Here is a 26,814-nt window from a genome sequence, read left to right on the forward strand (position 1 = left end):
CCTAGCGGCTGGCCAGGGCGGGTGACCCCAGGGCTTCCTGCTGACGCTGTAGCAGGCGGCCCCGCACGCGGCCTTCCAGGGTCAGCAGCAGCAGCCCGGCCCCGGCCGCCAGACCGGCGATCACGACCCACATGCCGCCTGCCCCCAGCGTCTGTAGGAGGGCGCCGCCCAGCAGTGGGGCGATCAGGGCCGCGAGACCCGCCATGCTGCCCACCAGTCCGACGTAGGTGCCGCGCTGCGCGGCGGGGCCCAGTTCGCTGACGATGGCCTTGGTGATGCTGTACGCGACGATCTCGCCCAGGGACCAGACGGCCACGGCCAGCATGTGCTCGCCGAGCGTGTTCGCTAGGGCGTGTCCGAAGAAGCCCAGGCCCTGGAGCAGGGCGCCCAGCGCCTGCCAGCGCGGGTGGTTGCTGCGGGCGATCAGGTGACCCAGCGGCAGGCCCAGCAGCACGACCAGGACGCCGTTCACGGCGAGCACCTGCCCGTACTGCAGGGCGGTGAAACCCTGCTGGGCGAACACCACGGACAGCAGCTTGTAGCTCTGGTACGTCATGCCGAACAGCAGCGACGCGAGGCAGAACTGCCACAGCAGCGCGTCGCGCGGCAGAAAGGTGCGGCGTGGGGGTGCCGCGTGACGGCGCACCTGGGGGAAACGCAGGAACAGAATGGCTGCGGCCGTGAACATGGTCGCCGCGTCCAGCCAGAACAGCAGGCGGAAGGACCAGCCGGCCAGCCAGCCGCCCAGGACGGGCGCGACGGCCGCCCCGACGCTGATCACCCAGTACAGCAGGTTGTACGCGCGGGTGCGGCGTGGGCCCTGCATCAGTTCGGCCACGGCCGTGACCACTGCGGGCCGGTACAGAGAGACGCACAGAGCAAAGCCCAGGGCGGCCGCAGCCGTCCACGTGAATCCCCGGGCGTAGGACAGCAAGACGGTCATCATGGCGCCGCCTGCCAGGGCGAGCGTCATGGTAAAGACGGCGCCGCGCCGGTCAATCAGCACGCCACTGAAACCTTCGGACAGGAAGCGCCCCAGGCCGAGCATGGCGAACACGACGCTGATCTGCGTCACGTTCAGTTGCGCGCTGGACGTGAGGTAGAAGCCCAGCAGTGGAATGACGAATTCTCCCAGGCGGTTGACCAGGGTGCTCCACCACAGCACCCAGAAGCCGGCAGGGTAGGCCTGGATCACGGCGCTCGCGCGCAACAGGCTAGCCACGCCAGTACGCGTTCTCGAGGGGCGGCTGTGGTTGATGGCCCTGCACCGGGCCATCCCATTTTCTGTTCCCGGTATTGCCCTGTACCGCACAGGAACAATCGCCGAAATGAGCGTTGATTTTAAACTTCATGAATAAAATGATTGTACGCCCCGTCGCCCCACTTCTGAACGTTCACGGATCACCCGCTCTGTTTCGTGGCGGTCCGGCGGCGTCTCATACGGACTCCGATTGAGTGGTTTTCGAAAACCATTCAATCGGAGCGAGTGGGAGCAAAACGGATTTCGGGCGTGGAGTTGGCAACCGGGTGCATTGGCGGGTTGTTAACGAGACAGACGGAATCCGTCTCAGTTCAGTCGAGGTCGTCTCGGTTCAGGCTGACCTCGGGCGCATCACGGCAGCATCCCCGAACGCTGCTGTCAGCGGTTGAAGGCGTTGCGCTGTCCGCTGAACAGGGCCGGGAAGGTCTGGCGGGCGGCGGTGCTCAGGACCGGCTGCACCCAGTACGGCAGGTTGCGGCGGGCGTTGCGGATCTCGAAGCGGCCGTCGGCGCTCTCGGTGGTCACGCCGGTCCAGCCGCTGCGGAGCGTCAGGTCGTAGTGGGTGTTCAGGCCCGCGCAGCGGCCGCGCAGCGGCCGCGCAGGGTGACGGTGCGGTCGCTGTAGATCCACTGGCCGCGCTCGGCGGGGTCGGTGGGCGCGTCGGCCTGCACGAGCGTGGCGACCGTGTTCGTGGCGGCGTTGAAGACCAGCAGGGTCTCGGCGGTGTACGTACGCGCTCCGGCGGGCGTGACGCGCACGCCGGGGCAGACGTCCAGGGGCTGCACGGGCGGCCGGAAGGTGCCGGGCACCACGACGTTGAAGCGCGTGCCGGTCAGGGGGCCCATGCCCAGCAGCCAGCCGCCGCTCAGGTTGGTCATCAGGACCCGCAGGTCGCCACTGCCCAGGGGGCGGGTCGCGGTGGGGTTGCGGATCTCGCCGCCCACGCTGAACGAGGTGGCGTGCGCGGCGCCGGTCAGCAGCAGTGTCAGCAGGGCGCGGCGTAGGGTGGTGGTACGTGGGACAGCAGAGCGGTTCACGCCCCCGACCATCGGGGAGGCGCGTCAGGGCGGTGTCGGCGGGTGTGAGGTTCGTTACAGCCCGTCTGGGCGGGCGTCCAGCCGGTCAGCGCCCAGGGTGGCATACACGCTGCGGCCCAGGTACAGGGCGGGCGGGGCCGCGAGCAGGCCACGCGCGTCGAAGGCGTCCGGGTCGAAGTGGATCTGCTGCACGTGCCCGACGATCAGGTCGTGGTCCCCGACCGGGATGACCTGCGTGACGCGGCAGGTGTAGTGCAGGTACGCGCCGCTCAGGGCCAGCGGCTGCTCGCTCAGGGTGGGCAGGTTCAGCAGGGCGTGCTTGTCGGTGCCGTCGTGGGCGCTGTGCAGGCCGCTGCCGTGAATGGCGCCCGCGCGGTCCAGCGGCAGGAAGTTCACGCCGAACGTGCCGGACGCCCGGATCAGCGGGTACGTGGCGCGCTCGCGGCCCAGCGAGACGCCGTACAGGGGCGGCGTCTCGCTCAGGGCGGTGTGCCAGCCGGCGGCCATGACGTTGCGCGTGCCGGCGTGCGCGGCCGTGACCAGCGCGACCGTGCCGGGGTAGTACCCGAAGAGGCGGGTGGTGGTCTGCGTCAGCCGCGTGGCGGGGGCCGTGGGGTGAGGGGACTGGTCGGGGTGCAGGGACATGCCCTGGCAGCATAGGGCAGGGCGTGCCGCGCGGGTATCGCGGGACGGGCGGGAAGGCAGGAAGGCCCCGGAGGCTCGTATGCTGTGCGGCATGTCTGTCGTGACCCGCATTGCTCCGAGTCCCACGGGTGATCCCCATGTGGGCACCGCGTACATTGGCCTGTTCAACCACACCCTGGCCCGTCAGGGGGGCGGGAAGTTCATCCTGCGCGTCGAGGATACGGACCGCAACCGCTACGTGCCGGACAGCGAGAAGCGCATCTTCCAGATGATGGCGTGGCTGGGCCTGACGCCCGACGAGTCGCCGCTTCAGGGCGGCCCGAACGGCCCTTACCGTCAGAGTGAGCGCTTCGACCTGTACGGCGATTACGCGCGTGGGCTGGTTGCCAGCGGGCACGCTTATTACGCCTTCGAGACGTCCGATGAACTCACGGCGCTGCGCGAGGCGGCGCAGGCGGCCGGGCACGTGATTGCCGTGCCCAGCCGTGACCTGGACCTGGCGGCGGCGCAGGCGCGGGTGGACGCGGGCGAGGCGGCCGTGATCCGCCTGCGCGTGCCGGCGGAGGGCGAGACGGTCGTGAACGACCTGCTGCGCGACCCGATTCACTTCCAGAACCGCGAGATCGACGACAAGGTGCTCCTGAAGGCCGACGGGTTCCCCACGTACCACCTGGCGAACGTCGTGGACGATCACCTGATGGGCGTCACGCACGTCGTCCGGGCCGAGGAGTGGATCACCAGCACGCCCATTCACGTGCTGCTGTACCGCGCCTTCGGCTGGAATGAGCCGGTGTTCGCGCACATGCCTCTGCTGCGCAACGCGGATAAATCGAAGATCAGCAAGCGCAAGAACCCCACGAGCGTCGAGTGGTACCAGCAGCAGGGCTTCCTGCCCGAGGCGATGCTGAACTTCCTGGCGACGATGGGCTGGACGCACCCGGACGGCCTGGAGGTGTTCGACCTGGAGGAATTCGGGCGGGTGTTCCGCCTTCAGGACGTGACGCTGGGCGGCCCGGTGTTTGATCAGGCGAAGCTGCGCTGGTACAACGGCAAGTACCTGCGCGAGGTACTGGGCGCAGACGAGGTGGCCCGCCGCCTGCACGCCTTCCTGGCCGGGCAGAAGACCGAGTTGCCGCACGACGATTACTTCCGGGCGGTGGTACGCCTGATGACGCCCCGCATCGAGGTGTTCAGCGAGTTCCTGGAGAAAACCCCGTACTTCTGGTCCGAGGAGTACCCGGTGACCGAGAAGGCGCAGGCCGCGATTGACGGCGCGCGCGAGCTGCTGCCGGAACTGGCCGCCACCCTGAAGAACGTGCCGACCTTCGACGCGGCAGGCATCAAGGCGGCCTTCGCGGCGTTTGCCGAGGAGAGGGGGCTGAAGCTCGGGAAGGTCATGCCGCCCGTGCGCGCAGCGGTAGCAGGCACCATGGAGAGCCCGGACCTGCCGGACCTGCTGGCCACCCTGGGCCGTGACCGTGTGGTGTCCCGCATTGTTAAGATGAGTTCATGAACCTGATCGCCGCGATTCTGGTGGGCCTGATCGCCCTGCTGCACGTGTACATTCTGGTGCTGGAGATGTTCCTGTGGACCACCCCGCGCGCCATGAAGGCCTTCGGCACCACCCCGGAATTCGCGGCGCAGACGCGGGCGCTGGCAGCCAACCAGGGCCTGTACAACGGCTTCCTGGCGGCCGGGCTGATCTGGGGCCTGATCACGGGTTCGGCGGCCATTCAGCTGTTCTTCCTGGCGTGCGTGGGCGTGGCCGGCCTGTACGGCGCGGCCACCGCGAACCGCCGCATCCTGTTCATTCAGACGGTCCCAGCCGTGCTGGCGGCGCTGTCGGTCCTGCTGGCCCGCTGAACGCCGCACAACCTGAAGGGCGGCGCTTCCAGATGTGGAGTGCCGCCCTTCCGTCTGCGTCAGGCTTGCCTTCAGCGGGCCTGGAATTCCCAGCGTTCGGCGGGAGCGTCGGCCGTGGCGGGCACCGTCAGGGTCAGGGTCTGTCCCCGCCCTGCGGCGCCCTGCACGATCATGGTGGGCGCGCGGTCCAGCAGGCCGATCAGGTTCACGCCGGCTTCCGGGCAGGCCATGCGGGTCGTGAAGGCCGGGCCGGTCAGGCTCAGCACGGCACCGTCCGACACAGTGCCGCGCAGGGCGTAGGGCGCGCCGACGTTGTTGCAGCCGTCCACGCCGCCCACCCGGCCGTCCTGGAAGGTCAGGCTGACGGGCCGGGTGGTGGCCGGGGCCGGCGCGCCGTTCACGCGGGTCAGGGTGTACGTGGCGGCCAGGTCCGGAGCGGTGGGCGTGGGAGTCGGGGTCGCGGCGGGCTGGGGGCCGCGCGTCAGGGTCAGGGTGCCGGCCGCGCCGCTCAGGGTCAGGGTGCTGCCCGCCTGCGTGACGGTCAGGGGTGCGCGCAGCAGGCTGAGCAGGGCCGTTTCCGCCTTCGCCTGGGCGGGCGGGCAGGCCATGCGGGTCGAACTGACCGGCCCGAAGGTCACGCGGGCCGGGCTGCCCAGCAGCGCGCCGGTACCGCGCAGGGCGTTGCAGCCGACCGATCCACCCAGCGTGACCTTCGGGCCGTCGAAGGTCACGCTCATCAGGCCGCTGGTGGGCACGTCGCGGCCCGCGGCACTCAGGCGCAGGGCGGTCCAGGCGCCGTTCAGGCTGGTGTTCATGCTCGCTCCGGTGTTCATGGGTGCCGGGGCGCTGGCTCCCGGTGCGCGGAAGGTCAGGCGGCCCTTGCCGGCGATCAGGGTCAGGGTGTCGCCGCTCAGGTCGTAGCGGGTGGTGGCGCGCAGCAGCGTCAGGTAATCCTCGCGCAGGCTCAGGGCCGCGTCCGGGCAGTTCTGGCTGCTGCCGCCCTGCACGCCGCGCAGCAGCAGCGTGGCCGTCTTCAGCGGGCCGGTGGTGCCCAGGCGGGCCGCGCCGCTTAGGGGGCTGCAGCCAGTGCTGCCGCCCAGCGTCAGGTCCGCGCCGCTACCGGTCAGGGTCAGGGTGGGGCGCGTCAGGCGCGCGCCGGGCGTGATGGGCGCGCTCCCGGCAGGCTGCACGGTCTGGAGGGTCCAGGTGGTGCCGCCCAGGGTGGGGGTGGCCAGTGCAGGGGCGGCCGGGGTGGGGGCGGGCAGGGAGGTCAGCGCGGCCAGGGTCAGGGTCAGCAGGGCACTCATGAGAAGGGTTGTACACCGCGTTCCTGATGGGCGCGTGACGGCCACTCACGATGGGCGGTCAGGACGGCAGGGCGGGACAGTTGGGCGCGGCGGTGCGTAGAATAGCAACCAAACGCCCGTTAGGGTCCGGGAGGTGCGGCGCGAACCGCCCTCCGGCCCCTCTGAATTCAAGTGTGCGCCGCCCGGTCAGCCGGGACGGGCAGGAGGAACGACATGACACAGGACCGCCGAATTAGAGTACTGATCGCCAAACCCGGCATGGACGGCCACGACCGTGGCGCGAAGGTCGTGGCGCGCGCGCTGCGTGACGCGGGCATGGAGGTCATCTACACCGGCCTGCGCCAGACCGCCGAGATGATCGTGAACGCCGCCGTGCAGGAGGACGTGGACGCCATCGGCCTGAGCGTCCTGTCCGGCGCGCACATGCACTACTTCCGGGAGGTCATGACCCTGCTGCGCGAACAGGACGCGCAGGACATCATCGTGTTCGGGGGCGGCATCATCCCGGATCAGGACCTGCCCACCCTGGCGGAACTGGGCGTGGGGCGCGTGTTCACGCCCGGTGCCAGTACCGAGGACGCCGCCACGTACCTGCGCGGCGCGGTGCAGGCCCGCTGGCAGGCGCAGGGCGAGGCGTGATCCCACCGGAGCGAGGCGTCTGCGGCGCGGGGCTGTCATCATGCCGGCATGAGTGACGCCGCGCTGCCCCGCCCCGCCCTGAACGTGGGGCAGTTGGCCCCGCTGTACTCCGCGCAGGCACTGGCGACCGGCGCGACCACCGTCAGCACCGTGCTGGCCAGCCTGATCATGAGCGGCCTGCACTTCGAGACGCTGGTGGGCCTGCCCAGCACCCTGATCAGCACGTCGGCGGCGCTGTCCGCCGGGGCGTTCGGGGCGCTGATGCTCCGCCGGGGCCGCCGCACCGGCCTGAGCGCCGCGTTCACGCTGGGCGCACTCGGGGCCGGCGTGGGCTTCGTGGGCGCCCGCTTTGCGCTGCTGCCGGTATTCCTGCTGGGCGCGTGCCTGATGGGCGCGGCGCAGGGCGGCTACCAGCAGGCCCGCTACGCCGCCGCCGAGAGCGTCCCCGACGACCGGCGCGGCACGGCGCTGGGCGCACTGATGCTCATGAGCGTGCTCGGGTCGTTCCTGATGACCGGCGCGTCCCGGCCCATCGAGACCCTCGGCGCGGCGCTGGGCAGCACCCCGGAAGTCGCCGGATGGCTGGTCGGCGGCGTGCTGCTGGGCGCGGCGGCCCTGCTGATCCGCCTGTGGCGCCCCGCCGCACCGGCCGCGCTACCCGCCCAGACCACGGCCGCACCCGCGAAACTGACGGTCCGGGAGGCCTTCGCCATTCCCGGCGTGCGCAGCACCGCGCTGGCCCTGGCAACCGCGCAGGGCCTGATGGTCACCCTGATGAGCCTCACGCCGCTGCGGGCGCACCACATGGGCATGGATCACGGCGCAGTCGCCGCGCTGATCAGCGGGCACATCCTGGGCATGTTCGGCTTCGGCTGGCTGACCGGACCCCTGATCGACCGGCTGGGCCTGCGTTTCGGGTACGTCAGCGGCGCGCTGCTGCTGGCCGCCGCCGCCCTGAGCGCCCCCCTGAGCGGCGCGGCGTGGCTGGCCGTCAGCATGTTCCTGCTGGGCCTCAGCTGGAACCTCGCGTTCGTGGCGGGCAGCAAGTCCCTGACCCGCTTCCCGGCCGCACAGGGCGTCACGGACGGCCTGGGGTACGTCGCGGCGGGCGTGGGCACCGCGCTGGGCGGCGTGATCATCGCCCGCGCCGGCTTCCCCGTGCTGGCCGGGGCCTGCGCCGTCCTGGCGCTGCTGCCGCTGATCAGCGCGTGGCGGGTCCGGGCTGCCTGACCCGTGCCCGGCCCCCTCACCCGCCCCTTCGGGGCACCCTCTCCCGCAGGGGGCGAGGGTCAACTCCCTCTTCCCCACTGGTCACGTTTCTGGAGTGGTCAGGGGTTGGGGGCGCTGACGAAGGTATCGTCGCCGGGTGTGGCGCTGCTCTTGCCACTGCTCTGATCGTAGCGGACACCGCTGTTCATGCGGGTCACGGCGACCGACTGGGTGTTCGCGGCGCTGACGGCCCCGTTCGCGGCGAACGAGCGGCTCCAGAGGTACCAGCGGGGCGCGACGCCGTGCTTGCGGGCCAGTCCGCTGGCGGGGTTCAGGTCGAACACGTAGTCCGGGAAGACCTCGGTGCGGCTGACGGACTTCGCCATGTTCAGGTTGTTGTCGCCGCCCAGATCGAGCAGGCGGCTGGATTTGATCCACTCGACGGCCACGCCGCTGCTTTTCAGCGCCTGCGCGATACGGGCGCTGCGGGCGGCGGGGTTCGTGTCGGGGCTCAGGAACGCGTACGAGTGACCATAGTCGGCGGTGGCGGGCGACCAGAACGGGTCGGCCAGGATCACGCGCCTGGGGCGTTTCGCGGCGCTCAGGCCAGCGTCGGCGTAGGCTTTCTCAGTCATAGCGAGGGCCATCTGCGCGCCCAGCGAGTGCCCCATGACGCGCACGCCCTCGGCGCCGCTGTACGTCCACTGGCTCAGGGCACTGCGGTAGGCGTTGTAGAACAGCTGCCCGGCACTGACGGTGGGGGCGCCCGTCACCGAGTACGCGCCGGTCGGGGTGCGGTAGCGCATGCCGATGTTCTGCGTGCGGCCCAGCGTGTCGCGGTACGAGTACCCGGCCGTCCAGATCTTCGCCTGCGAGTGGTACGGGACGCTCACGGTGCCCTCGTCGTCCGCCAGTTGCGTCCAGTGGAACAGCGCCACATTCCACCCGGCGTTAATCCAGGCGTCCGCGACGTTCAGTTTGCCGTCACTGAAGTAGAAGTTGTCGCGCACGCCCGCCACCGTGCTGCCGTCCTGCCAGCCGTGCACGAACAGCATCACGGGCTTTGCCGGGTCGTAGTAGCCGCTGATCGCCGCGCCGTCCGCGCGGGCCTTGCAGCCCACCCCGCCGGGGCTGCCGCTCTCGCCCCTGGCGTACCAGTACACGCCGGTATCCAGGCCGCTCTGACCGAACGGCAGGGCCAGCGCCGTGGGGCACGCGGCCGCCTGGGCGCTCAGGGCACCGCCCCGGCCGCTTCCCTCGGCCAGCAGGGCCGTCTGCGCCTCACTGAACCCCGCCGGGAGGCCAGCGGTGGCCGCTCCCTGCGGCTGCGGGGCAGACGAACAGGCACTCAGCACAGCGCTCAGGACGATGGCGGCGGACAGGGCCACACGACGGGTGGACGACAGGAACGATCTGGGCATACGGGACTTCCTCCGGGCAGAGCGGGACGCGGCGGGCAGGGCCGGGCAACGGCGCGCCGGCCGGAAACTGAAGTTGTAGGTGCAAGCGGCACCATACGTCACCCCGCTGGCCTGAAAACAGTCCTCGCAGTTCAACAATTCCGGCGAATGAAAAACCCCCCAGCGTGGGGGGCAGCAGTGCAGGCAATAGACCTCCTGCGAAAGTCACGCCACACCGGCAACGCTGCGGTTGCACACCGCTGCAATGAGATTGACGCGTAAAGAGAAGCGCCGCCTCCGGTGACGGTAAATGTCCTTCAGCACGCGGAAAATCTTCAGACACCGGATGACATGCTCGACCCGCAGGCGGGTCGACGCCAGTTCCCGGTTCTGTTGACGCTGTTCAGGGGTCAGCGGCGCTTTCTTTGTCGCTTTGTGCGGTGTCACCGAGTGACCGTGATGCTGCCGAATGCCCTGGTAGCCGGCATCCCCGATCAGCGCCGTTTCTGGATGGATCTGGACGCCTGACTGCCGAAACAGGGTGAGGTCATGCATGGACCCGAAGGCGGTGGCAACGCACAGGATCATGCGTGTGGACACGTCGATCACGACCTGCGTTTTGAGGGTGTGCCGTTTCTTCTTGCCGCTGTACCAGCGGCGTTGTTGGCTGGTCGGTCGTTCACACGGGGTTTCAGCGGCATCTACGGCGATGATCTGGAAGACGTTCTCTTCCTGTTTGAGGCTCTTGCGGCCAGGAAGTCGGAACTCTCCGCTCTGGATCAGGGCGGTTTCGACGCGCTCCACCGTGCGCTGCACGGTGGTTTCGTGAATGTTCCAGTCATGGCCGAGGTGAGCGAAAGTGCGGTATTCACGCCAGAATTCAAGGGTGAGGAGGAGCTGTTCACTCGCGTTGAGGGCGGGAGGTCGACCGGACTTTTTCTTGGAGCGTTCTCGCTGGTCCAGGACGATTTCCATCTCGGCGAAGGTTTCGGGGTAGATCCCGGTGTGCCGTTTGAAGCGTGTGCGGTTTAGCTGTCGGAGGCGTTCCAGACGGTCGTGGCTCACTCACGCAGCGTAGCTGGGGACTTTCGCAGGAGGTCTAATGCAAGGAGAGTTCAATGAAAAGAGCGCCGAGCAGGCCTGGGGCCGACTGCGACGCTCTGTTTCTGGCTGGCGGAACGGGAGAGATTCGAACTCTCGGTACGGTTGCCCGTACACACGCTTTCCAGGCGTGCTCCTTCAACCACTCGGACACCGTTCCAGCGCACAGCAGAGTAGCGGAGGATTACAGGAAATGCAACTGGAAAGCAGCGATATGGACGGCAAAATCGCAGGAGAGCCGACTGAGTCGCATTTTCTCACCTGATGCACCCCGACTCATCAAATTCAAATAATCGATGTAGTCGTGTTTACGGGGCGTGCCGGGAGTTCCATGTCCATCTCACTTGAGACCATCACACAGGAGTATGAGTTCGACTGCACCGCCAGGGGTCATGCCATCAATACGCTCAAGGCTTACCGGACAGCGCTGCGTCAGTTCATCGCGTTTGTGAATCAACACGATGTCAACACCGTGGATGACCTTCGCACCCCCATCGTGAGGGCGTTCGCGGCTCACTGTATGCGAGAACTTTCGCCAGGGGGCGCTCACGCTCGCCTGCGTGTTGTGCGTTCATTCCTTCGCTGGGCTACGCAGGAGGGTTACTTCGCGCAGTCTCCTATGGACCGTGTGCCTATGCCCCGGCTATCACAAAAAATTCTGGATGCCGTTCCACCGCAGGACATGCGCAAGATGATGAATGCAGCCCATGCCAGCGACACTCCGCTTAAGTATCAAGCACTTTTGGCAGTTCTTTACGATACGGGCATACGAGTTTCAGAACTACACAAACTTCAGCTTAAAGACCTTCTCCCTAGCCAGTGCCTTTTCATCAGAGAGGCTAAAGGCGGAAAAGATAGAGTTGTACCAATTTCCAGACCAACTTTTAAACTTTTGAATAACTATATCCGAAACGAGCGTCCAGATAGCGCTCTTCCAGAAATTTTCCTAGTTGACGAAATAAGTCAGTATTCCAACATCAGTATTTACAAACTGCTTGAGAGACTTTGCCGAAGAGCAGGCACAAAGCGATATAGCCCACATACCTTTAGAAGAGGCTTTGCCGTCAATTATCTGCGTAATGGCGGGGATGTTTTTACTCTACAGAGGATTATGGGACATTCTACGCTAACCATGACCAACCGCTACGCAGCTATGGGAACTGACGATATTCAGGACGTTCACCGCCGCGCAAGTCCCATGCAAGCACTGCGGTAGTCAAGAGACTCGAACAATAGCCCTCTACGCCTCTGAGAACCCCGTAGACCCCCCTCCTAACCCAATTACGCCTCTTCCCCCAGCCTGCTTATCGCAGGCTGTTTCACGGGGCTTACAGGAAATAGTAATTCAAATCACTCCGCCATGCGGAGTATTAACATCATTTCTATATATTATCTTCTATGGGCCGATTATACATCAACCCTCCGCGCCGTCTGAGACAACAGAAAATGCCTGTTTAGTGCGCTCCGATTTTGGAAAATTTTTTCCTCTTTTTTGGAAAATTTTTTCCCAGTTTGCCAAATTTCGCCATCCTAGACAGCATTTTTTGCGCTTGGCGATTTGGCTTTCAAAATCAACATTATGCATCTAATGTATAACAAGCCGGATTACTACCTTTATCCTCCCATTCCAATCTTGATTCGACACCCAATTCATCCGCCGCAGCGTTGACTTCGGCAATGATTTTTCGTTCCCATCTCTCCATTTGACTCCTATCGGAATACCGAATAGTGACTCCATCATGAAGCCACAATACACACTGAGCCTTCTTATTGCCGTCCAGCACGCGAATAATCGATGACATGATTTTAAACTCATAGGAAGATATTTCACGCGAGAGCAGAGTGCGAATGCTCTTCTCAACATGATTCGGGTCTACATAATATTTTCGTCCATAGGCATCTTCCACATACCCCAGCTCTCGCTTTTGATTCATTCGATAGTCGCGGGATGTAAGCAAGGTCTGACCGAACTCGCTTTCCATAAATCTTTCAGTGACATCCCGGCCTAAGCTCCGAGTGATGAGCCCTTTCAATGACGATTCAGGCATCCCATACACTGTTGCGTATATCACTCGTTTCAGTGCTGGCTTCTGCTGCTCGTTGAGCTCCAACAGGTTAAGGAGGTACGGCCAGATGGTCTTCTGCTCTTTCAGCAGGCGACGGAGGTCGTGCAAGCCCCAGAGCGTAGCTGTGATGGCAAGGTGAGCGTTGCTGAGGTCGTAGGTTCGGCACCCCTGAAAAATCAACTTCCGAACCGGGGACGAGAGCTGGCTTACAGAAGCTCCGACGGTGTAGAGCCGTTCGGTGTTCTCAACCTGTTGATAATGGGGGTGGAAGAACGTATTCAGATGGCGAAGAATTCTCAACTGCTGTTCTTGTTTAGGTCCACTGTACTCGTTAATGACGTATACCCGAGCAGTTTTTATGTTCCTCTGGAATTGGCGATACACATTTGACTTAATAGAGTTTAGGTAATCCAGTACGCCAATATTTACCCTACTCCGGTCAGGGTTTTTAGCCCTTGCCGCTGCTAAAGCAAGCTTTTTGTCATGCTGCTTTTGTCTAATGGAACATGGTTTACCCGAAACGAGATAGATTTCTTGTTTATCGCACTCTAATTCTTGTTGATATTGCTGCTGCAATTCGGCATCAAGTTCAAGTCGGGCCTGCGTGGCTCTGCCATGGGAATGCTTATAGGGAACTACATTCAGCCTAATGCTCGTAAATTCTTGAAAATCATCGAGTATCTTTGCAACTCTGAATTTTCCCTGTTGAACCAGCTTAAACTCGTCTCTTAGAGAGGCAAGAACTTCACGCGATACGATGGGATAATGAGTGTCAGCATCAAGAAAAGACGTAAATAGTAGGTATGCAAAAAGACGAAGATGCTGTTGATTTTGACAGAGATTTGGATATTTTACAGAAATTATATTACGAAACGAACGAGAAACACCTATATCAAAGCTTCTTAAGCTAGATTGGAAGCTATAAAGATAATTGCTTTCATCAAGGGGGAGTACATATGGATATTCAGATAATTCATTCAGGTTCATAGGAGTATTCATCCCATAGGTGAGTATAGGGAAGAATATTATAGTGAGCCATGAGCAGTCAGTCAAGTTTATTGATATTTACAGTGTATCAAAATCCCTCGCCGCTAGATTGAAAAATCAACTGAATATTCACTGCTTTTGCATTACTTATCTGCTCTTTTGGGATATGCCCTCGCATGAAAATCAACAGCAGAACCGCAAGCATCATCGACATAAACTGAAACAGCTTTATAGTGTGTTGATTTCATCTTTCAATATAATGCTTATAGCATATTTTAAATCAAAGGGGGGTTGCGCTTAAAGAAAAATAGGAGTATCATCCCATCGAGGTGCAGAGATGGGAAGATTAAAGGATATAATTATTGGATTGCATGAAGAGGAAAGCAAAGGCAGTGTCGTTGACTGGAAAACCTACACGGTGATTGCTTCACCCTCCGAAGCCCACCTTTACCCCGGATATCCGAATTATCAACAGTCACTTGAGGAAGATTCGCTCGCAGACAAGAACACTAGTGATAGTGAATAGTGGCATTCACTTCTGGCAACGTAGCGTGTGCGCGGCTTAAGACACGCGACACCTGAACGGCATTCCATTCTTTGCCTGTTCTGGTCTTAAACCCACTCTCCGTCAGCTTCCGGGCAATGGCCCGGAGGCTCATTTCTTTGTCGCGCATCAGGGCGATGTAATCCGACACATTGGTGTACGCGTCACGAGCGGCTTCCTGCTGCGTCGCTCGTCCCAAGGCGCGAACCTCTTCCGTCATCGGCTGAGGGCTGCCCAGACGCACCCCTCTCCGCTTGGCAGCGGCCAACGCCTCTTTCGTCCGGGCGCTGGTCGCTCTGGCTTCGTGCTCCGCAAGAACCGCCATCAGTTGGATGGTGAGCCTGTTCGCTTCTGGAATATCTACGGCGATGAAGTCAACCTGCGATTCCAGGAGCCCGGTGACGAAGTGCAGGTTGCGGCTCAGACGGTCGAGCTTGGCAATGAGGAGCACGGCACCCTCCGCTTTAGCCTGAGCGATGGCGCGGTAAATCTCCGTGCGGCGACGCTTCCCAGTTCCAGACTCAAGCTCGGTGTATCTCGCCACGATGTCGAGTCCACGGCTCTGAGCGTATTGGGTAACCGAGTGCTCCTGAGCTTCCAGGCCAAGCCCGGAGTAACCCTGCTTCTGCGTCGAGACTCGGAAGTACGCCACGGCTTTTTCCATGCCTCACTGTAACAGCTTAGAAATGCTCCTATTTCAGCTGTTATGGAAAATAGCCGTACGTCCAGCATCACCCAGGATATATTGACAACATGCCAATAGAATTTTATCTAGATTCACCAGAAGGATATTTAAAACAATTTACTATTAAACTTGATGCTGACTTGATTTTCTTAACAGGATTAAACGGCTCAGGAAAAAGCCAAATTATTGATGGTATTGCCAGCGGAAAAATAAGATGCACTCTAGATAACAAAATTATACCACCCAGTCGGATATTGAAATTCGAAACCCAAGCATTTATGGCATATCAGCCCTATTCGATTCACCAATCACATCACCATGAATATAAAGATTACACCCCTATTAATAATCCCGCTTTTCAAGATATGATTTTGAATTATCGATTCAATAAAGAGAATGTTGATGAAATATTGCTCAGTACAGTGGGGCTGCGGTCCGAAGAATTTAGCGATGATATTACAACAGCACTAGAAAGAGGAGACTTGTCGCAGTTCTATCAATTGATTAGCAACATAAAAGTAAAAAAATACAATAACTCGATATCCAAGGCTCTTAAAAACTATTACGAGGCAAAAGCAAATGCGGAAATTACTGCCATGGTACGCGATAGAGGCCATTCGGCAAATCCACCTGAATCAATATTTAACGTAGAGGAACTCATAAACTCAATACTTTATCTTCTAAAATTAGATTATCGAGTTTATGGTGGCCAAGATTATACAAATTATATTTTTAACAATAAGATGAGGTCGCTGGGGGCGTCGATTCCCATCACGCCAGACGAACAAAGGTATAGTCCAGAATCATTTAATATTAGATTCATCAATACAAACAATAACAATATCGTCGGAGCTGAGTTTCTAAGTTCTGGCGAGAAAACTCTATTGAATATTGGCTCCATTATCGCCAATGATACGCAATATAGTCCCTCCGACATACAACCGTTAATATTGATGTTTGATGAGCCTGACGCACACCTACATCCAGAGTATTCACAAGTATTACTTCAACTGCTAAACAATGAATTTATAAATAAGCACAAATTCAAAATACTAATTTCAACCCATTCACCAATCACAATTTCACTTTCAAACTCAAAAGAGGCGATTCTAGTAAAAAATGGAATGCCGGAAGTTGTTAGCAAATCCGTCGCACTATCCAATTTGATGTCAGGGATTGTGCATATTGACGTTCTGAGCAGAGATAATGCATATGTGTTTGTAGAAAGCCACAACGATGTTAACATTTATAGCCATTTATACAACATAGTATCAAAAGATACTGCATATCTTTATAAGCCAATATTTATTCCCTCATCTCATGGAGAAGGAGGCAACTGCCATTTAGTACAGCATTTATTAAATAATTTACCAGACGAAAAAATATTTCATGGAATAATTGATTGGGACACAGAAAATGTCTCCAACGGAAGACTTCATGTGCTAGCAGAAGGAAGTCGATACTCTATCGAGAACATCCTGTTCGACCCGCTGATTATGGTCGCATTCTGTATAATAAACGGCATTTCTCCTACTTTTATCGATACGGCAATATCGGACGTATCACTATCAGAGTTTATCAGTAGTGATGAATTAAAGCATAAATACACATCGCAATGGACTAAAGGCATATTAGGCTCACCCGCGCTAGGCAACACCGAATACAAATATAGAGATGGGACGGTTTTAGATATTGATTCAAGATATATGCTCCAACAGGGACATGATTTAGAGGGGAAAATACGAAAATCCGTTCCGCAAATAGGAGGATACAATCAAAGATTACATGCTAGCATATTACGACTTTTAAGAGACTATCCAGGCTTAATTCCAGTGGAAGTTATGCAATTATTCCGAGATGTTTTGTCATAGTGTGGTATTCAAGACAAAAAGACGAATCATAAGCTATCTTATTCCCTATCTTTGCAATTGTGTACCCACAAGCTTTCCAAATCTCGGTCAGAATCTATTGATAACGGCATAAGTCCGCATCAGCGTAAGGTCACGCTTGGTCATTCGGTAGTCCTCTGCCGCACGGCCAATAGTCACTTCACCGACTCGTGCTTACGCCGTTTTCAATAAGATATATCAATGTTAAGAATTGATTAACACGATGGCCTAATAGAATAAATGCACGCCCTGTTAGGCGTGCATACGGGTAATCAGAAAATTGTGTCCTGGCGCGAACCCTCGATAAGCTTGCACCTATACCTGCTTTCCAGGCGTGCCCCTTCAACCACTCGGGCACCGTTCCAGCGCACAGCAGATTAGCGGGTCAGGGCTGGAAAATCAAATCTGGGGGCCGACCCGTGTGCTGTCCGGTCCGGACGGATGCGCGGCGCGCGGATGCCCTAGAATGCAACTGTGACCTTTCTTGCCGTGCTGGCGGTGCTGATTTCTTATGTGGTCGGAGCGATTCCGGCGGCGGCCTGGGTGGCCCGCACGCGGGGCGTGGACATCCTGAAGGTCGGAAGTGGCAACAGCGGTTCCACGAACGTCCTGCGCACCCTGGGCAAGGGACCGGCGACGGTCGTGGCGATCTTCGACATCCTGAAGGGCGCGCTGGCAATCTGGCTGGCGCGCGCCCTGGGCCTGGACGCCCCGATGCAGGCGGCGTGCGGCGTGGCGGCCGTGATCGGGCATAACTTCAGTCCGTTCCTGAACTTCAAGGGTGGCAAGGGCGTGGCGACCACCTTCGGAACGATCTGCGCGCTGCTGCCCGTGGCGGGCCTGGGCTTCTTCCTGATGGGCATCACGACCGTGTGGCTCACGCGCTTTGTGTCGGCGGGCAGCATCCTGGGCGCGCTGACGGGCGCGTTCACGGCGTACCTGCTGGGCGCGCCGCTGTGGCTGTCGCTGACCGTGACCGCCCTGGTCGCCCTGATCGTGTGGCAGCACCGCGAGAACATCCGCAAACTGCACGCCGGGAACGAACGCCGCTTCGGCGAGAAGGTGCAGACCTGAGACAGCCTCTGGTTGAATGGCCTGTAACGCCGTTCAATCCGGGCGGCTGCCAGTAGAAGCAGAGGCAGGTTCCGGGAGTGGAGTTGGCCACACGGCCCCCTGCGAGTTGTGAACGAACCGGACGGCGGCCCGGATGAAGCCCGCCCCCCACCCGCCTCACCCACTACCGGTCCATTCCTGGGTGGGGGGCGGCTGCGCTATGCTGGGGGCCAGTCACGACAATTGACGCACGGCCCCGTGGTCGGCAGAACGAGCATCGGGGCCGTGCATTGAAACAGGATGTTGGGACAGGGCATTTTCAGCGGGGTGTGCATGTCGGCCAGGATTCGCGTTTACGGTAAGGAAGCGGTGTTCGCGCAGGGCGCGTGGCAGTGCGACGATGAGAGCCTCCAGGCGATGCTGCAGGCGCTGGCCGACCCACGCGCCATGACCGCCGAGCAGGAGCGGACGCACGCGCTGTACGCCGCCGGGCGGTTCGGGGGCCTGATCGCCACCGAGTACGGCTGGGAGGCCGCGCCGCACCCGGAAGCGGAGATCAAGATGGAGGACTTCGCCCCGGCCCGGCAACCCGAACGCGCCGGGTGGCTGAGTTTCCTGCGCCGCCGCAAGTAGGGCAACTCCGGTCCGTCCTGCCGCGTACCGTGAGGTATGCTCCGCCATCTGCTTCTGGCTGCCCTGCTAACTCTCACTGCCGCCGAGGCGCAGACCGTTCCCGCCCCGAGTAGTGCCGCGCCGACCACGCTGGCGCAGATTGCCGTGACCGGCACGGTGATCCGGAAGACCGGACACGACGGCTTCATCCTGCGCAGCCTGACCGAACCGGACTTCCTCTTCGCGTTCACCACGAGCGCCGCGCCGAAACAGCCCATCCGCGACCTGAAGATCATGGTGCCCAGGCACGCCCTCAGCGGGACGCAACTGAGTCTGATGCAGGAGTTCCTGGGCCGCGCCGGACGCACCTGCCTGAACCTGAGCGGCCCCCAGGTCCGCGACCTGACGGGCTGGCTCGCCACCCAGAGCCTCGAACCCCGGACGTTCGGCACGCTGACCGTCCGGCGGAACGGGGCGCTCGACATGAACTCGTTCACCTATCAGACGACCATCACCCTGACCGTCCCCACCGCCGGGTCCTGCATCCACCAGGGAGTGGGCGACGCCCCTGGGCGCGTCTGATCCCCCTTACGTCTATTCCCCACAGTCCCTTCACGCTAGGCAGGCAGCCTTGACCCCCGGAGGGGCAGCGCCTACGCTGGGAGGCATGAACGCCGTCATGACCACCATTACCCCGTGAGGGCGGTGTCTTGATGGCAGCCGCCCCGCGAGACACGCCGGGCGGTTTTTTTGTGGGAAGGAGACGAGCATGCGCGTAGCGATTGTCGGGGCGACCGGAGCGGTGGGGCACGAACTTCTCAAGGTGCTGGAGGGCAGCAGCCTGCAATTCGACGAGTTGCTGCTGTTTGCCAGTCCGCGCAGCGCGGGCACGCAACTGACCTTCAAGGGCCAATCCCTGACGGTGCAGGTCACGCCGGAAGGAGCGATCGACGCGGACGTGATCCTGGCGTCGGCGGGCGGCAGCATCAGCAAGGCGCTGGCGCCCAGGTGGGTGGAGGGCGGCGCGGTCGTGATCGACAACTCCAGCGCCTTCCGCTACGACGTTGACGTGCCGCTGGTCGTGCCCGAGGTGAACGGGGACGCGGCCCTGGGCCACAAGGGCATCATCGCCAACCCGAACTGCACGACTGCCATCGCCGTGGTCGCCGTGGCGCCCATTCACCGCGCGTACGGTGTGAAACGCATGATCGTCAGCACGTATCAGGCCACCAGCGGCGCCGGGGCCAAGGGCATGGAGGAACTGCTGGAGCAGACTCGCGCCGAACTGAACGGTGTTTCTGCGCAGGCCAGCGTGTTCGCGCACCCGATCCCCTTCAACGTGATTCCGCACATCGATTCCTTCCAGGACAACGGGTACACCAAGGAAGAGATGAAGGTGGCCTGGGAGACCCGCAAGATCATCGGGGACGACAGCCTGAAGATCAGTTGCACCGCCGTGCGCATCCCCACCCTGCGCACCCACAGCGAGGCCATCACGCTGGAACTCGAACGCCCCGCCACGCCTGAGGCCGTGCGCGAACTCCTGGCCGGGGCCGCCGGGGTCGAGGTGCGCGACAACCCGGAAGGCAAGCTGTACCCCATGCCCCTGACCGCCAGCGGCAAGTACGACGTCGAGGTGGGCCGCATCCGCGAATCGCTGGTGTTCGACGGCGGCATCGACCTGTTCGTGGCGGGCGACCAGCTCCTGAAAGGCGCGGCCCTGAACGCCGTACAGATCGCCGAGTACCTTCAGCAGAAAGGCGCGCTGAAAGCCAAGCAGCGGGCGTAAGGGGGCACTGGGGCCAGGTTGCTCCTCGACCCAGGCCCAGAAAAGCCGGAGCGTCATGCCCCGGCTTTTCTGCTGGCGTCCAGTCAACGCAGGCTCAGCTCTCCCCCACCCATGTCCTACTCCCTACTGCCTAGCCGCGCGTGATGCGGTCCACCTCGGCCCGTTCGTCGGCGCTCAGGGTCCAGGTGGCAGCGGCGACGTTAGCGTCGATCTGTTCGGGTCTGGTCGCTCCGGCGATGACGCTGCTGGTTTCGGGGAAGGACAGCAGCCAGCTGAACGCCAGTTCCAGCAGGGTGTGCCCCTGGGCCTGCGCGAAGGCCCGGAGGTTCTCGACGACCGTCCAGTTCTGCGGGGTCAGGTAGCGGTCCTGCGCGCCCTGGCTGCCCGTGATGCGCGCGCCGTCCGGGAGGGGTTGCCCGGCGTGGTACTTGCCGGTCAGGAGGCCGCTGGCGAGCGGGAAGTACGGCAGCAGGCCCAGGTTCAGATCGTGGGCGGCGGGGATCAGGTCGGTTTCGATGTCGCGGACCAGCAGGCTGTGCTCGTCCTGGCAGGACGTGAAGCGCGACCAGCCGTGCTGGCGGGCCAGGGCGTCGGCGGCGCGCACGTCGGCGGCGGGCATGTTGCTCACGCCGATGGCCCGCACGAGCCCCTGCTGCACGAGGTCGTTCAGGGTCCCCAGGGTGTCCTCAATGGGCGTCTGCGGGTCCGGGCGGTGCAACTGGTACAGGTCCAGGTGGTCGGTGCCCAGGCGGCGCAGGCTGGCCTCCAGCGCCCGGCGAATGTACTCAGGGCGTGCGCCCTGGTGGCCGTCTCCCATGTCCAGACCGAACTTGCTGGCCAGGATGATGTTCTGGCGTTCCGGGCCGAGGGCGCGGCCCAGCATCTCCTCGCTGCCGCCCCGGTTGCCGTAGATGTCGGCCGTGTCGAACAGGGTGATGCCCGCATCGAGTGCGCGGCGCACGACGGCGGTGGTGGCGGTCTGGTCGAGGCGACCGCCGAAGTTGTTGCAGCCCAGCCCGACCGCCGAGACGCTCAGTCCGCTGTGCCCGAGGGTCCTGTGTGCGGGGGTGCTGCTGCCTGCCGCGTGGGTGCCTGCTTCCGGGTTGTTCATGCGGGCAGGGTAACGCACCCGCCTGCGCCGATCGTGAACGTCCCTGCACCCTCCGGTGGACGCCACGCCCGGCCCACATGCGGCACACTGAACACATGAGCCGACCGGACCGTTTCCGCCCTGCGCGCCCTCCTTCCCGCGTGGGTCAGCTGGGACCGGCGGCGGGCCTCACGGCGGCGCTCGTGGCGGGCATCTGGGGGCAGGAGGTGGCCGATCAGCTGCTGTTCGGCGGGTCGCTGGACCGCTACGGCATCCTCCCGCGCGATGGGGGGTCGTTCTGGAACATCCTGAGCGCACCGTTCCTGCACGCGGGCTTCGGGCACCTGATGGCGAACACGGTACCGCTGGCGGTGCTGGCGTTCATGGGAGCCGTGCGCGGCGCGGGGCGCTTCGTGGCGGCCACGCTGATCATCGTGCTGGTGGGGGGCGCGCTGGTGTGGCTGTTCGGGCGGGGCGGCAGCGTGCACCTGGGGGCCAGCGAACTGGTGTTCGGGTTCCTGGCGTACCTGCTGGGCGTGGGCTGGTGGGAGCGCACGCCGGTCGCCATCGGCGTGGCGGTCGCGGCGTTCGCGCTGTACGGGGGCATCCTGTGGGGCGTGCTGCCCGGCAACCCCTACGTGTCGTGGGAGGCGCACCTGTTCGGGTTCCTGGCGGGCCTGCTGGCGGCGGCGCTGCTGCACGGGCGGCGGCCCCGCCGGGCGGCAGGTCAGAACGGCGTGCCGTTCCGTTGAAGCTGGCGGGCCACCTGCCGCAGTAACCGCGTCTGCTCGGGCCAGAACAGGTCCGGCACCTGCCCGCTGCGGCCCGACAGGGGGTGCCATTCCAGCCGGTAGCCCGGCTCCAGCGGGGGCAGAGCCTCCTGCTGTGTGGTGGTGCCCAGGTAGTAGCGGGTGACCTGCCACTTCGTGCGGGCGTAGTTCAGGCGTTCCAGGGTCGCCAGCTCGCGGAGGATCTGCACGCCCTCCAGGCCGGTTTCCTCGCGCAGTTCGCGGTGCAGGGCGTCCCGGTGGGTTTCGCCGGCTTCCAGGCCACCCTTGGGCAGTTGCGGGTAGGGGCCGGGTTCCACGACGACCGCGACCTGCCAGCCGTCGGACGTGCCTGCCAGCGTGGCGGTATCCAGCGCGACGGGGCGCAGGATGACCCCGCCCACGCTGGGGCGCGGTAGCACGCCATCCGGGCGGGTGTAGTGGTTGGCGTCCGGGGGCGGCAGTGGCCCTTGAGGGCTCACAATTCGACCGGGCCGCCGGGGGTGGTCAGGACCGCGCGCAGTTCGGGCTGCGGGGCCTCTTGAACCTCGACCTCGCCCATAAAGTTCAGGGTGTTCAGCGCGGCCCGCAGCGGGTCAGGGTCGGGCGTACCCAGGTGCAGGGTGCCCAGGCGCACGCCCCGGTCGGGCAGGCGGGTGGGGGGCGGCGGGGTTTCCCAGCAGATCAGGGACGGGTGGGGGCCGCCGCCGGGCAGGTGGCCGTCAGCGGGGACGGTCAGGGTCCAGCGGTTCGCGCCGCGTGACAGGGCCAGCACGCCGGGACCGGCCGGCAGGTGCGGCACGCCCGCCACCCAGTGGATCAGGGCCGGGCCGTGCGACAGCCGCCGCTGCATGTCCGGGGTGTCCAGGCCGAACCAGCGGGGGCGCCCTGGGGCGGGTGCCTGCGGGTTCACGGCGATCACTTCCAGGTAGGCGTCGGGGCCCAGGGACAGCAGGGCGTTGTGCGTGCCGAACAGCTCGTGCTCCCCGCCCGGTTCCAGCGGGCAGTGCAGGCGGCCTTCGAGCCACGCGCGGCCTTCCTCCAGGGTGCGGGCGGCGATGACCAGATGATCCAGGCGGGCACCCGGTCGGGGCGGGGCGGGGCGGGCGGTCATGCGCCCCTGGGGCGGCTCATGCCGGCCGGGTCGTTCAGGACGATGGCGGCGGCCTTCTCGCCGCTTTCCATGGCGCCCTGAATGCCGCTCATGGAGGTCGCCTCGCCCGCCAGGATCACGCCGGGCAGGGGCGTGGCGTGACCGGCCAGGGTGGCGGCGTACCCGGCGGGCTGCGGGTACTGCGCGTGCCGGATGCGTTCGACCAGCAGGGTCCGTAGCGCGGCGGCCTGCGGGCCGTACCAGCGGTCCAGTTCGCCGCGCACGCGGGCGTCCAGCGCGTCGTCGTCGAGGTCTGGGAGGCCCAGGACGGTCACGGTCAGCAGCGACTGGCCCTGCGGGGCGCGCTGCGGGATCACGTTCGACAGCCAGTGCGCGTTGTTGATGAAGCCCGCCTCGGCATTCAGCAGCAGCCTCGTTTCGCGGTCCAGGCCGTGCGGCGCGGCGTAGTGCAGGTACGTGCTGCCCAGGCTGCCGCGCCCGGTCGGCTGGCCGGTCAGGGCAGCGGCGCCGTCCGGGTCGGTCGCGACGATCACCTGCCGCGCGTCCAGTTCCCCGGCGCTGGTGGTCACGGTCACGTGCGCCGCGTGGGATTTCAGGTGCGTGGCGCGCACGCCAGTCACCACGTCCAGCCCACGTGCCAGTTGCGCCGGGATCTCGCTCATGCCCGCGCGGGGCAGGGCCGCGCCGCCGTCCATCAACATGCGGAAGTAGTAGCGGAACAGGCGGGCGCTGGTGTCCAGTTCGCGCCGCAGGAAGATCCCGCCGAAAAAAGGCCGGAAGAAGCGGTCCAGCGCGCCCTCACTGAACCCGAACTCCCGCAGGAACGCCTCGGTGGACTGGTCCTCGCCACGCAGCAGCGTGTGCGGCGCCGGGGCGCGCAGCTTCAGGGCCAGCGCCGCCACGCGCGCCTTGTCGGGCACGCTCAGCACGCCGCTCAGCAGGGTTGAGGGCAGCGCCGCCGGATCGCTCAGGGGACTGCCCAGCGTGTCGGTCCGCGCGCCGCGCCGCACGACCGCCGCCGACGGCACGGGCACGAGGTCCAGCGCGCCCAGGTCCAGCTGCCGCCGCACAGCCGGGTACGCCGGGAACAGCACCTGATACCCAGCGTCCAGCGTGAAGCCGTCCACGGCGCGCGAGTGCACGCGGCCCCCCACGAACGGCGCGGCCTCCAGCACCCGCACCCGCTGCCCGGCGCGCTCCAGAACCCGCGCCGCCGTGAGTCCTGCCAGCCCACTGCCGATCACCACTGCGTCATGCATGCGTGCAGGCTAGCGCAGAGGGCGTGAGGGTTGCAGGCCGTGAGAATGGAATCAGGGACGGGCCGGGGGCTGTGTTGGCGGCTGGGTGGGAGGTTGGGGCGGCATCCCCTGCCCCTCGGAGAGTTTGACCAGCCACGCGAACAGCTGGATGAACGCCAGGGCCAGGGCGGGCAGTCCGGCGAGCATCATGATCCAGCCGCTCAGCTGCTGGTTCTGCATGGGCGTGTAGTTCCACAGGCACAGGGCGCTCACGTACGGCGTGTACAGCACGTTCGGGGAGTACAGCCAGACGCTGGCGACGGCCATCATGGGCAGCGCGCTGATCAGCCCGAACCAGCCGCGCGAGCCGATCCCGGCGGGTTGCACGCTGGGCAGTGGTCGCAGGATGACGCTCCAGACCATCAGGCTGCTCAGCAGGTACAGCGCGGGCAGCAGCGCCCCGGCGGTGTTCGAGACGACGCTGGCGTTGAACCCGGCGGGGACGTTCCAGAACACGATCACGGCTGTCCAGACGGCCAGTGCCACCCAGGGGTCCAGGATGACGTTCAGGGCGCGGCCCAGGCCCTGGCGGGCGTTCAGATGCAGGCTGCGTGGCAGGCCCAGCACCAGCAGTGGGGGCACCAGTTCCGCCAGGATCATCAGGCGGCCCATGTACAGCGCCATGCTGCTCTGCGTCAGGGTCGCGGCGCGGCTCTGGGTGGTGATCAGCAGCAGCAGGATGCCCAGCGCGAACAGTGCGGCCCGCCAGACTGGCCAGCCCGCCCGGCCTGAGTGCGTGCCGCGTGAGGCGCTGAACCGCCACAGGTACACTCCGGCAGCCAGCAGGGTGGGAATCAGCAGCCACAGGTCCGGGGCGGGGGCCAGCAGGTCCGCCAGGGTGGGGTTCAGGTTCCCGGCGGTGTTCACGGCAGCGGTGACGGGGGCTGTCAGGGGGGCCGGGGCGCTCACGAGGCCTCCAGAACGTGTTCCAGGTCGGCCTGCACGCGCCGCACGTCGGTCAGCTGGGTGTAATCCCAGACCAGGACCAGGTCGCCGCTCGCACTGATCAGGTACGTGGCGGTCGTGTGGTTGATCTGGTAGTCGTCAGGGCCTTTCACGTCGGCTTTCTGGTAGCCCACGCCGTAATCGCGGGCCACGGCGGCCAGCGCCGGTTCGGGAATGCGCACGCCCGTGCTGCCTTTCCCGAAGAACGACACGTACTCGTTCAGGCGCTCCGGGGTGTCGCGGTCGGGGTCCACGCTGACCAGCACGATCTGGAAACGGGCCTGCTGTTCGGGGGTCAGGGCGCCGCGCACCCTGTTCAGGTACGTCAGGCTCAGCGGGCAGATGTTCGGGCAGTGCGTGAACCCGAAGAACACCGCCGTGACCTGCCCGGCGTCGGCGCCCGCGCCGGGCGTGAACGTGAACGGCTGGCCGCGCTGATCGGTGCCGCTGAAGGGCCGGGCGGCCGTCCCGGCCGGGTAACTGGTGCCGTAGTACGGGTAGGGGCTGCGCAGGCGGGCGTAGCCCCAGGCGGCCAGCAGCAGCAGCGTCACGGCCGCCACGGCCAGCAGCGCCGAGGCGTACCAGGGGCGCGCGGCCGGGCTGGAGTCAGCTGGGGTGGATTCAGGTGGGGTGGGTGCGGTCACGGTGACCTCCGGCAGTGGGTGATACGGACTCCGATTGAATGGGCTGCAAAGACCGTTCAATCCGAGCGGATGCGAGCAGGAGAGAAATGGGTTCCGGACGTGGAGCTGGCAATCCGGTGAAATTCCGGATTGTCGGCGAAACAAACGGAATCCGTATGAGGGGGCCGTCAGGGTTTACGGACGGGCACGGTCAGGGTCAGGCTGCGGCCCTGCGTGTCGGTCAGGGTGACCGGCAGTGTCCCGCCGTCCCGGATGGGCGCGGTCAGGCCCGTCAGCATCACGTGATCGCCGGTGTCACTGAGGGTCAGGCGGCCCCCGGCGGGTACGGTCAGGGTGCCGGTCATGCTCATGCCGGTCAGGCCCTGCGCGTCGGTGTGCGTGACCATCAGCATGCCGCTCCGGGCGCCGCTGCTGCCCGCGCCGTTCAGGATCACGTCCTCGGTGCCGGTGTTGTCCAGCACCCCGAACACGCTGGTTTCCCGGATGCCGGGCGGTACCGCGACCACGTACGCGTCCCGGACGGTCAGGGGGAGCGTGCCGCCACCATCGGCCGGTGAGGCGGCCTGCACGCCCGCCGCGCCGCTGGCTGCGCTGCCTACCGTACTGCCGGGGGTGTGGCCGGACATGGTGGTGTGGTCCATGTCGCTGCTCATGATCTGACTGTCAGGCTGGGCAGGTGCAGGTTGCCCGGTCGTGGGCGGCCCGGGCATGGTCCGGGGGTCCGGCGCGGGACTCAGGTACAGGTAGGTACCCAGCAGGATCAGCGCGCCCAGGACGGCCATCAGGACGGTCCGCATCCGGCGCGGGTTGGAGGTTGAAGTCATGACGCTCCTTTCAGGTCTCTCGGGTGGGGGCCGTGAGGCGGGACC

The 26,814-nt window shown here is 63.9% G+C and carries 27 protein-coding genes and 1 tRNA gene; 11 read left to right on the forward strand and 17 right to left on the reverse strand.

Annotated elements, in window-relative coordinates; genetic code table 11:
- Nucleotide 1: 1 nt before the first annotated feature.
- From M8445_RS01090 to M8445_RS01105, 4 genes are all read right to left on the reverse strand, one after another.
- Nucleotides 2–1,222 carry an MFS transporter gene (locus M8445_RS01090; protein ID WP_273989073.1) on the reverse strand — a complete coding sequence of 407 codons (1,221 nt, stop codon included), beginning with the start codon at nucleotides 1,220–1,222 and terminating at the stop codon, nucleotides 2–4.
- 417 nt (nucleotides 1,223–1,639) lie between these two features.
- On the reverse strand, nucleotides 1,640–1,891 hold the full coding sequence (locus M8445_RS01095; RefSeq protein ID WP_273989076.1) for a hypothetical protein: 252 nt from the start codon (nucleotides 1,889–1,891) through the stop codon (nucleotides 1,640–1,642).
- Nucleotides 1,828–2,298: a hypothetical protein gene (locus M8445_RS01100; protein ID WP_273989078.1), complete on the reverse strand. Its 471-nt coding sequence runs from the start codon at nucleotides 2,296–2,298 to the stop codon at nucleotides 1,828–1,830. The genes M8445_RS01095 and M8445_RS01100 overlap by 64 nt, the downstream gene beginning before the upstream one ends.
- Nucleotides 2,299–2,352: 54 nt before the next feature.
- Entirely contained in the window at nucleotides 2,353–2,943 is a 591-nt protein-coding gene (locus tag M8445_RS01105) for a flavin reductase family protein (RefSeq protein WP_273989079.1), read from the reverse strand.
- 91 nt (nucleotides 2,944–3,034) lie between these two features.
- On the opposite strand from M8445_RS01105, the gene gltX reads away from it, so the two are divergent.
- Together gltX and M8445_RS01115 are read left to right on the forward strand one after the other, a co-directional pair.
- Nucleotides 3,035–4,456, forward strand: coding sequence for a glutamate--tRNA ligase (gene gltX / locus M8445_RS01110; RefSeq protein ID WP_273989080.1), 1,422 nt, complete (start codon nucleotides 3,035–3,037; stop codon nucleotides 4,454–4,456).
- Entirely contained in the window at nucleotides 4,453–4,806 is a 354-nt protein-coding gene (locus M8445_RS01115) for a DUF1304 domain-containing protein (RefSeq protein WP_273989081.1), read from the forward strand. Before gltX ends, M8445_RS01115 begins: the two co-directional genes overlap by 4 nt.
- A 71-nt stretch (nucleotides 4,807–4,877) precedes the next feature.
- Here M8445_RS01115 and M8445_RS01120 read toward each other — a convergent pair whose 3' ends face one another.
- Complete coding sequence (locus tag M8445_RS01120) at nucleotides 4,878–6,113, reverse strand: META domain-containing protein (RefSeq protein ID WP_273989082.1); 1,236 nt, start codon at nucleotides 6,111–6,113, stop codon at nucleotides 4,878–4,880.
- A gap of 213 nt (nucleotides 6,114–6,326) precedes the next feature.
- On the opposite strand from M8445_RS01120, the gene M8445_RS01125 reads away from it, so the two are divergent.
- Nucleotides 6,327–6,752 carry a cobalamin B12-binding domain-containing protein gene (locus M8445_RS01125; RefSeq protein ID WP_078300392.1) on the forward strand — a complete coding sequence of 142 codons (426 nt, stop codon included), beginning with the start codon at nucleotides 6,327–6,329 and terminating at the stop codon, nucleotides 6,750–6,752.
- A 48-nt stretch (nucleotides 6,753–6,800) separates the two neighbouring features.
- On the forward strand, nucleotides 6,801–7,982 hold the full coding sequence (locus M8445_RS01130; RefSeq protein ID WP_273989083.1) for an MFS transporter: 1,182 nt from the start codon (nucleotides 6,801–6,803) through the stop codon (nucleotides 7,980–7,982).
- A 98-nt stretch (nucleotides 7,983–8,080) separates the two neighbouring features.
- Here the strand turns inward: M8445_RS01130 and M8445_RS01135 are convergent, their stop codons facing one another.
- The 3 genes from M8445_RS01135 to M8445_RS01145 all read right to left on the reverse strand — a co-directional run bounded on the left by M8445_RS01135 (nucleotide 8,081) and on the right by M8445_RS01145 (nucleotide 10,622).
- Nucleotides 8,081–9,382, reverse strand: coding sequence for a hypothetical protein (locus M8445_RS01135; protein ID WP_273989085.1), 1,302 nt, complete (start codon nucleotides 9,380–9,382; stop codon nucleotides 8,081–8,083).
- A gap of 204 nt (nucleotides 9,383–9,586) precedes the next feature.
- A complete protein-coding gene (locus M8445_RS01140) occupies nucleotides 9,587–10,426 on the reverse strand; it encodes an IS5 family transposase (RefSeq protein WP_273989086.1) in 840 nt (279 codons plus the stop codon).
- Nucleotides 10,427–10,532: 106 nt separating this feature from the next.
- Nucleotides 10,533–10,622, reverse strand: a tRNA-Ser gene (locus tag M8445_RS01145).
- A gap of 171 nt (nucleotides 10,623–10,793) precedes the next feature.
- On the opposite strand from M8445_RS01145, the gene M8445_RS01150 reads away from it, so the two are divergent.
- The gene (locus M8445_RS01150) at nucleotides 10,794–11,678 is read left to right on the forward strand and encodes a tyrosine-type recombinase/integrase (protein WP_273989088.1); all 885 of its coding nucleotides are present in this window, start codon (nucleotides 10,794–10,796) and stop codon (nucleotides 11,676–11,678) included.
- A gap of 361 nt (nucleotides 11,679–12,039) precedes the next feature.
- Here M8445_RS01150 and M8445_RS01155 read toward each other — a convergent pair whose 3' ends face one another.
- Together M8445_RS01155 and M8445_RS01160 are read right to left on the reverse strand one after the other, a co-directional pair.
- Entirely contained in the window at nucleotides 12,040–13,527 is a 1,488-nt protein-coding gene (locus tag M8445_RS01155; protein ID WP_273989090.1) for a hypothetical protein, read from the reverse strand.
- A 497-nt stretch (nucleotides 13,528–14,024) separates the two neighbouring features.
- Nucleotides 14,025–14,723: a recombinase family protein gene (locus M8445_RS01160; RefSeq protein WP_273989091.1), complete on the reverse strand. Its 699-nt coding sequence runs from the start codon at nucleotides 14,721–14,723 to the stop codon at nucleotides 14,025–14,027.
- An 89-nt stretch (nucleotides 14,724–14,812) separates the two neighbouring features.
- Between M8445_RS01160 and M8445_RS01165 the strand changes: the two genes are divergently transcribed.
- From M8445_RS01165 to M8445_RS01185, 5 genes are all read left to right on the forward strand, one after another.
- Nucleotides 14,813–16,615: an AAA family ATPase gene (locus M8445_RS01165; protein ID WP_273989092.1), complete on the forward strand. Its 1,803-nt coding sequence runs from the start codon at nucleotides 14,813–14,815 to the stop codon at nucleotides 16,613–16,615.
- A gap of 492 nt (nucleotides 16,616–17,107) precedes the next feature.
- Entirely contained in the window at nucleotides 17,108–17,707 is a 600-nt protein-coding gene (gene plsY, locus M8445_RS01170; RefSeq protein ID WP_273989095.1) for a glycerol-3-phosphate 1-O-acyltransferase PlsY, read from the forward strand.
- A gap of 312 nt (nucleotides 17,708–18,019) precedes the next feature.
- Complete coding sequence (locus M8445_RS01175; protein WP_273989096.1) at nucleotides 18,020–18,319, forward strand: hypothetical protein; 300 nt, start codon at nucleotides 18,020–18,022, stop codon at nucleotides 18,317–18,319.
- A 36-nt stretch (nucleotides 18,320–18,355) separates the two neighbouring features.
- Complete coding sequence (locus M8445_RS01180) at nucleotides 18,356–18,880, forward strand: hypothetical protein (protein ID WP_273989098.1); 525 nt, start codon at nucleotides 18,356–18,358, stop codon at nucleotides 18,878–18,880.
- 187 nt (nucleotides 18,881–19,067) lie between these two features.
- Complete coding sequence (locus M8445_RS01185) at nucleotides 19,068–20,087, forward strand: aspartate-semialdehyde dehydrogenase (RefSeq protein ID WP_273989099.1); 1,020 nt, start codon at nucleotides 19,068–19,070, stop codon at nucleotides 20,085–20,087.
- A 130-nt stretch (nucleotides 20,088–20,217) separates the two neighbouring features.
- Here the strand turns inward: M8445_RS01185 and M8445_RS01190 are convergent, their stop codons facing one another.
- Entirely contained in the window at nucleotides 20,218–21,198 is a 981-nt protein-coding gene (locus M8445_RS01190) for an aldo/keto reductase (RefSeq protein ID WP_273989100.1), read from the reverse strand.
- A 95-nt stretch (nucleotides 21,199–21,293) separates the two neighbouring features.
- On the opposite strand from M8445_RS01190, the gene M8445_RS01195 reads away from it, so the two are divergent.
- Nucleotides 21,294–21,929 carry a rhomboid family intramembrane serine protease gene (locus M8445_RS01195; RefSeq protein ID WP_273989102.1) on the forward strand — a complete coding sequence of 212 codons (636 nt, stop codon included), beginning with the start codon at nucleotides 21,294–21,296 and terminating at the stop codon, nucleotides 21,927–21,929.
- Here M8445_RS01195 and M8445_RS01200 read toward each other — a convergent pair.
- The 6 genes from M8445_RS01200 to M8445_RS01225 all read right to left on the reverse strand — a co-directional run bounded on the left by M8445_RS01200 (nucleotide 21,905) and on the right by M8445_RS01225 (nucleotide 26,769).
- Nucleotides 21,905–22,426: an NUDIX domain-containing protein gene (locus M8445_RS01200; protein WP_273989104.1), complete on the reverse strand. Its 522-nt coding sequence runs from the start codon at nucleotides 22,424–22,426 to the stop codon at nucleotides 21,905–21,907. The two genes, M8445_RS01195 and M8445_RS01200, sit on opposite strands and share 25 nt — an antisense overlap.
- The gene (locus M8445_RS01205) at nucleotides 22,423–23,058 is read right to left on the reverse strand and encodes a VOC family protein (protein ID WP_273989105.1); all 636 of its coding nucleotides are present in this window, start codon (nucleotides 23,056–23,058) and stop codon (nucleotides 22,423–22,425) included. The genes M8445_RS01200 and M8445_RS01205 overlap by 4 nt, the downstream gene beginning before the upstream one ends.
- The gene (locus M8445_RS01210) at nucleotides 23,055–24,317 is read right to left on the reverse strand and encodes an NAD(P)/FAD-dependent oxidoreductase (protein ID WP_273989107.1); all 1,263 of its coding nucleotides are present in this window, start codon (nucleotides 24,315–24,317) and stop codon (nucleotides 23,055–23,057) included. Before M8445_RS01210 ends, M8445_RS01205 begins: the two co-directional genes overlap by 4 nt.
- A gap of 51 nt (nucleotides 24,318–24,368) precedes the next feature.
- Nucleotides 24,369–25,265, reverse strand: coding sequence for a cytochrome c oxidase assembly protein (locus M8445_RS01215; RefSeq protein WP_273989108.1), 897 nt, complete (start codon nucleotides 25,263–25,265; stop codon nucleotides 24,369–24,371).
- Nucleotides 25,262–25,945, reverse strand: a complete 684-nt coding sequence (locus M8445_RS01220; RefSeq protein WP_273989109.1) for an SCO family protein — start codon at nucleotides 25,943–25,945, stop codon at nucleotides 25,262–25,264. The genes M8445_RS01215 and M8445_RS01220 overlap by 4 nt, the downstream gene beginning before the upstream one ends.
- Nucleotides 25,946–26,112: 167 nt before the next feature.
- Entirely contained in the window at nucleotides 26,113–26,769 is a 657-nt protein-coding gene (locus M8445_RS01225; RefSeq protein ID WP_273989110.1) for a copper chaperone PCu(A)C, read from the reverse strand.
- Nucleotides 26,770–26,814 lie beyond the last annotated feature (45 nt).

It is taken from the genome of Deinococcus aquaticus (assembly GCF_028622095.1).
Taxonomy (GTDB): Bacteria; Deinococcota; Deinococci; order Deinococcales; family Deinococcaceae; genus Deinococcus; species Deinococcus aquaticus.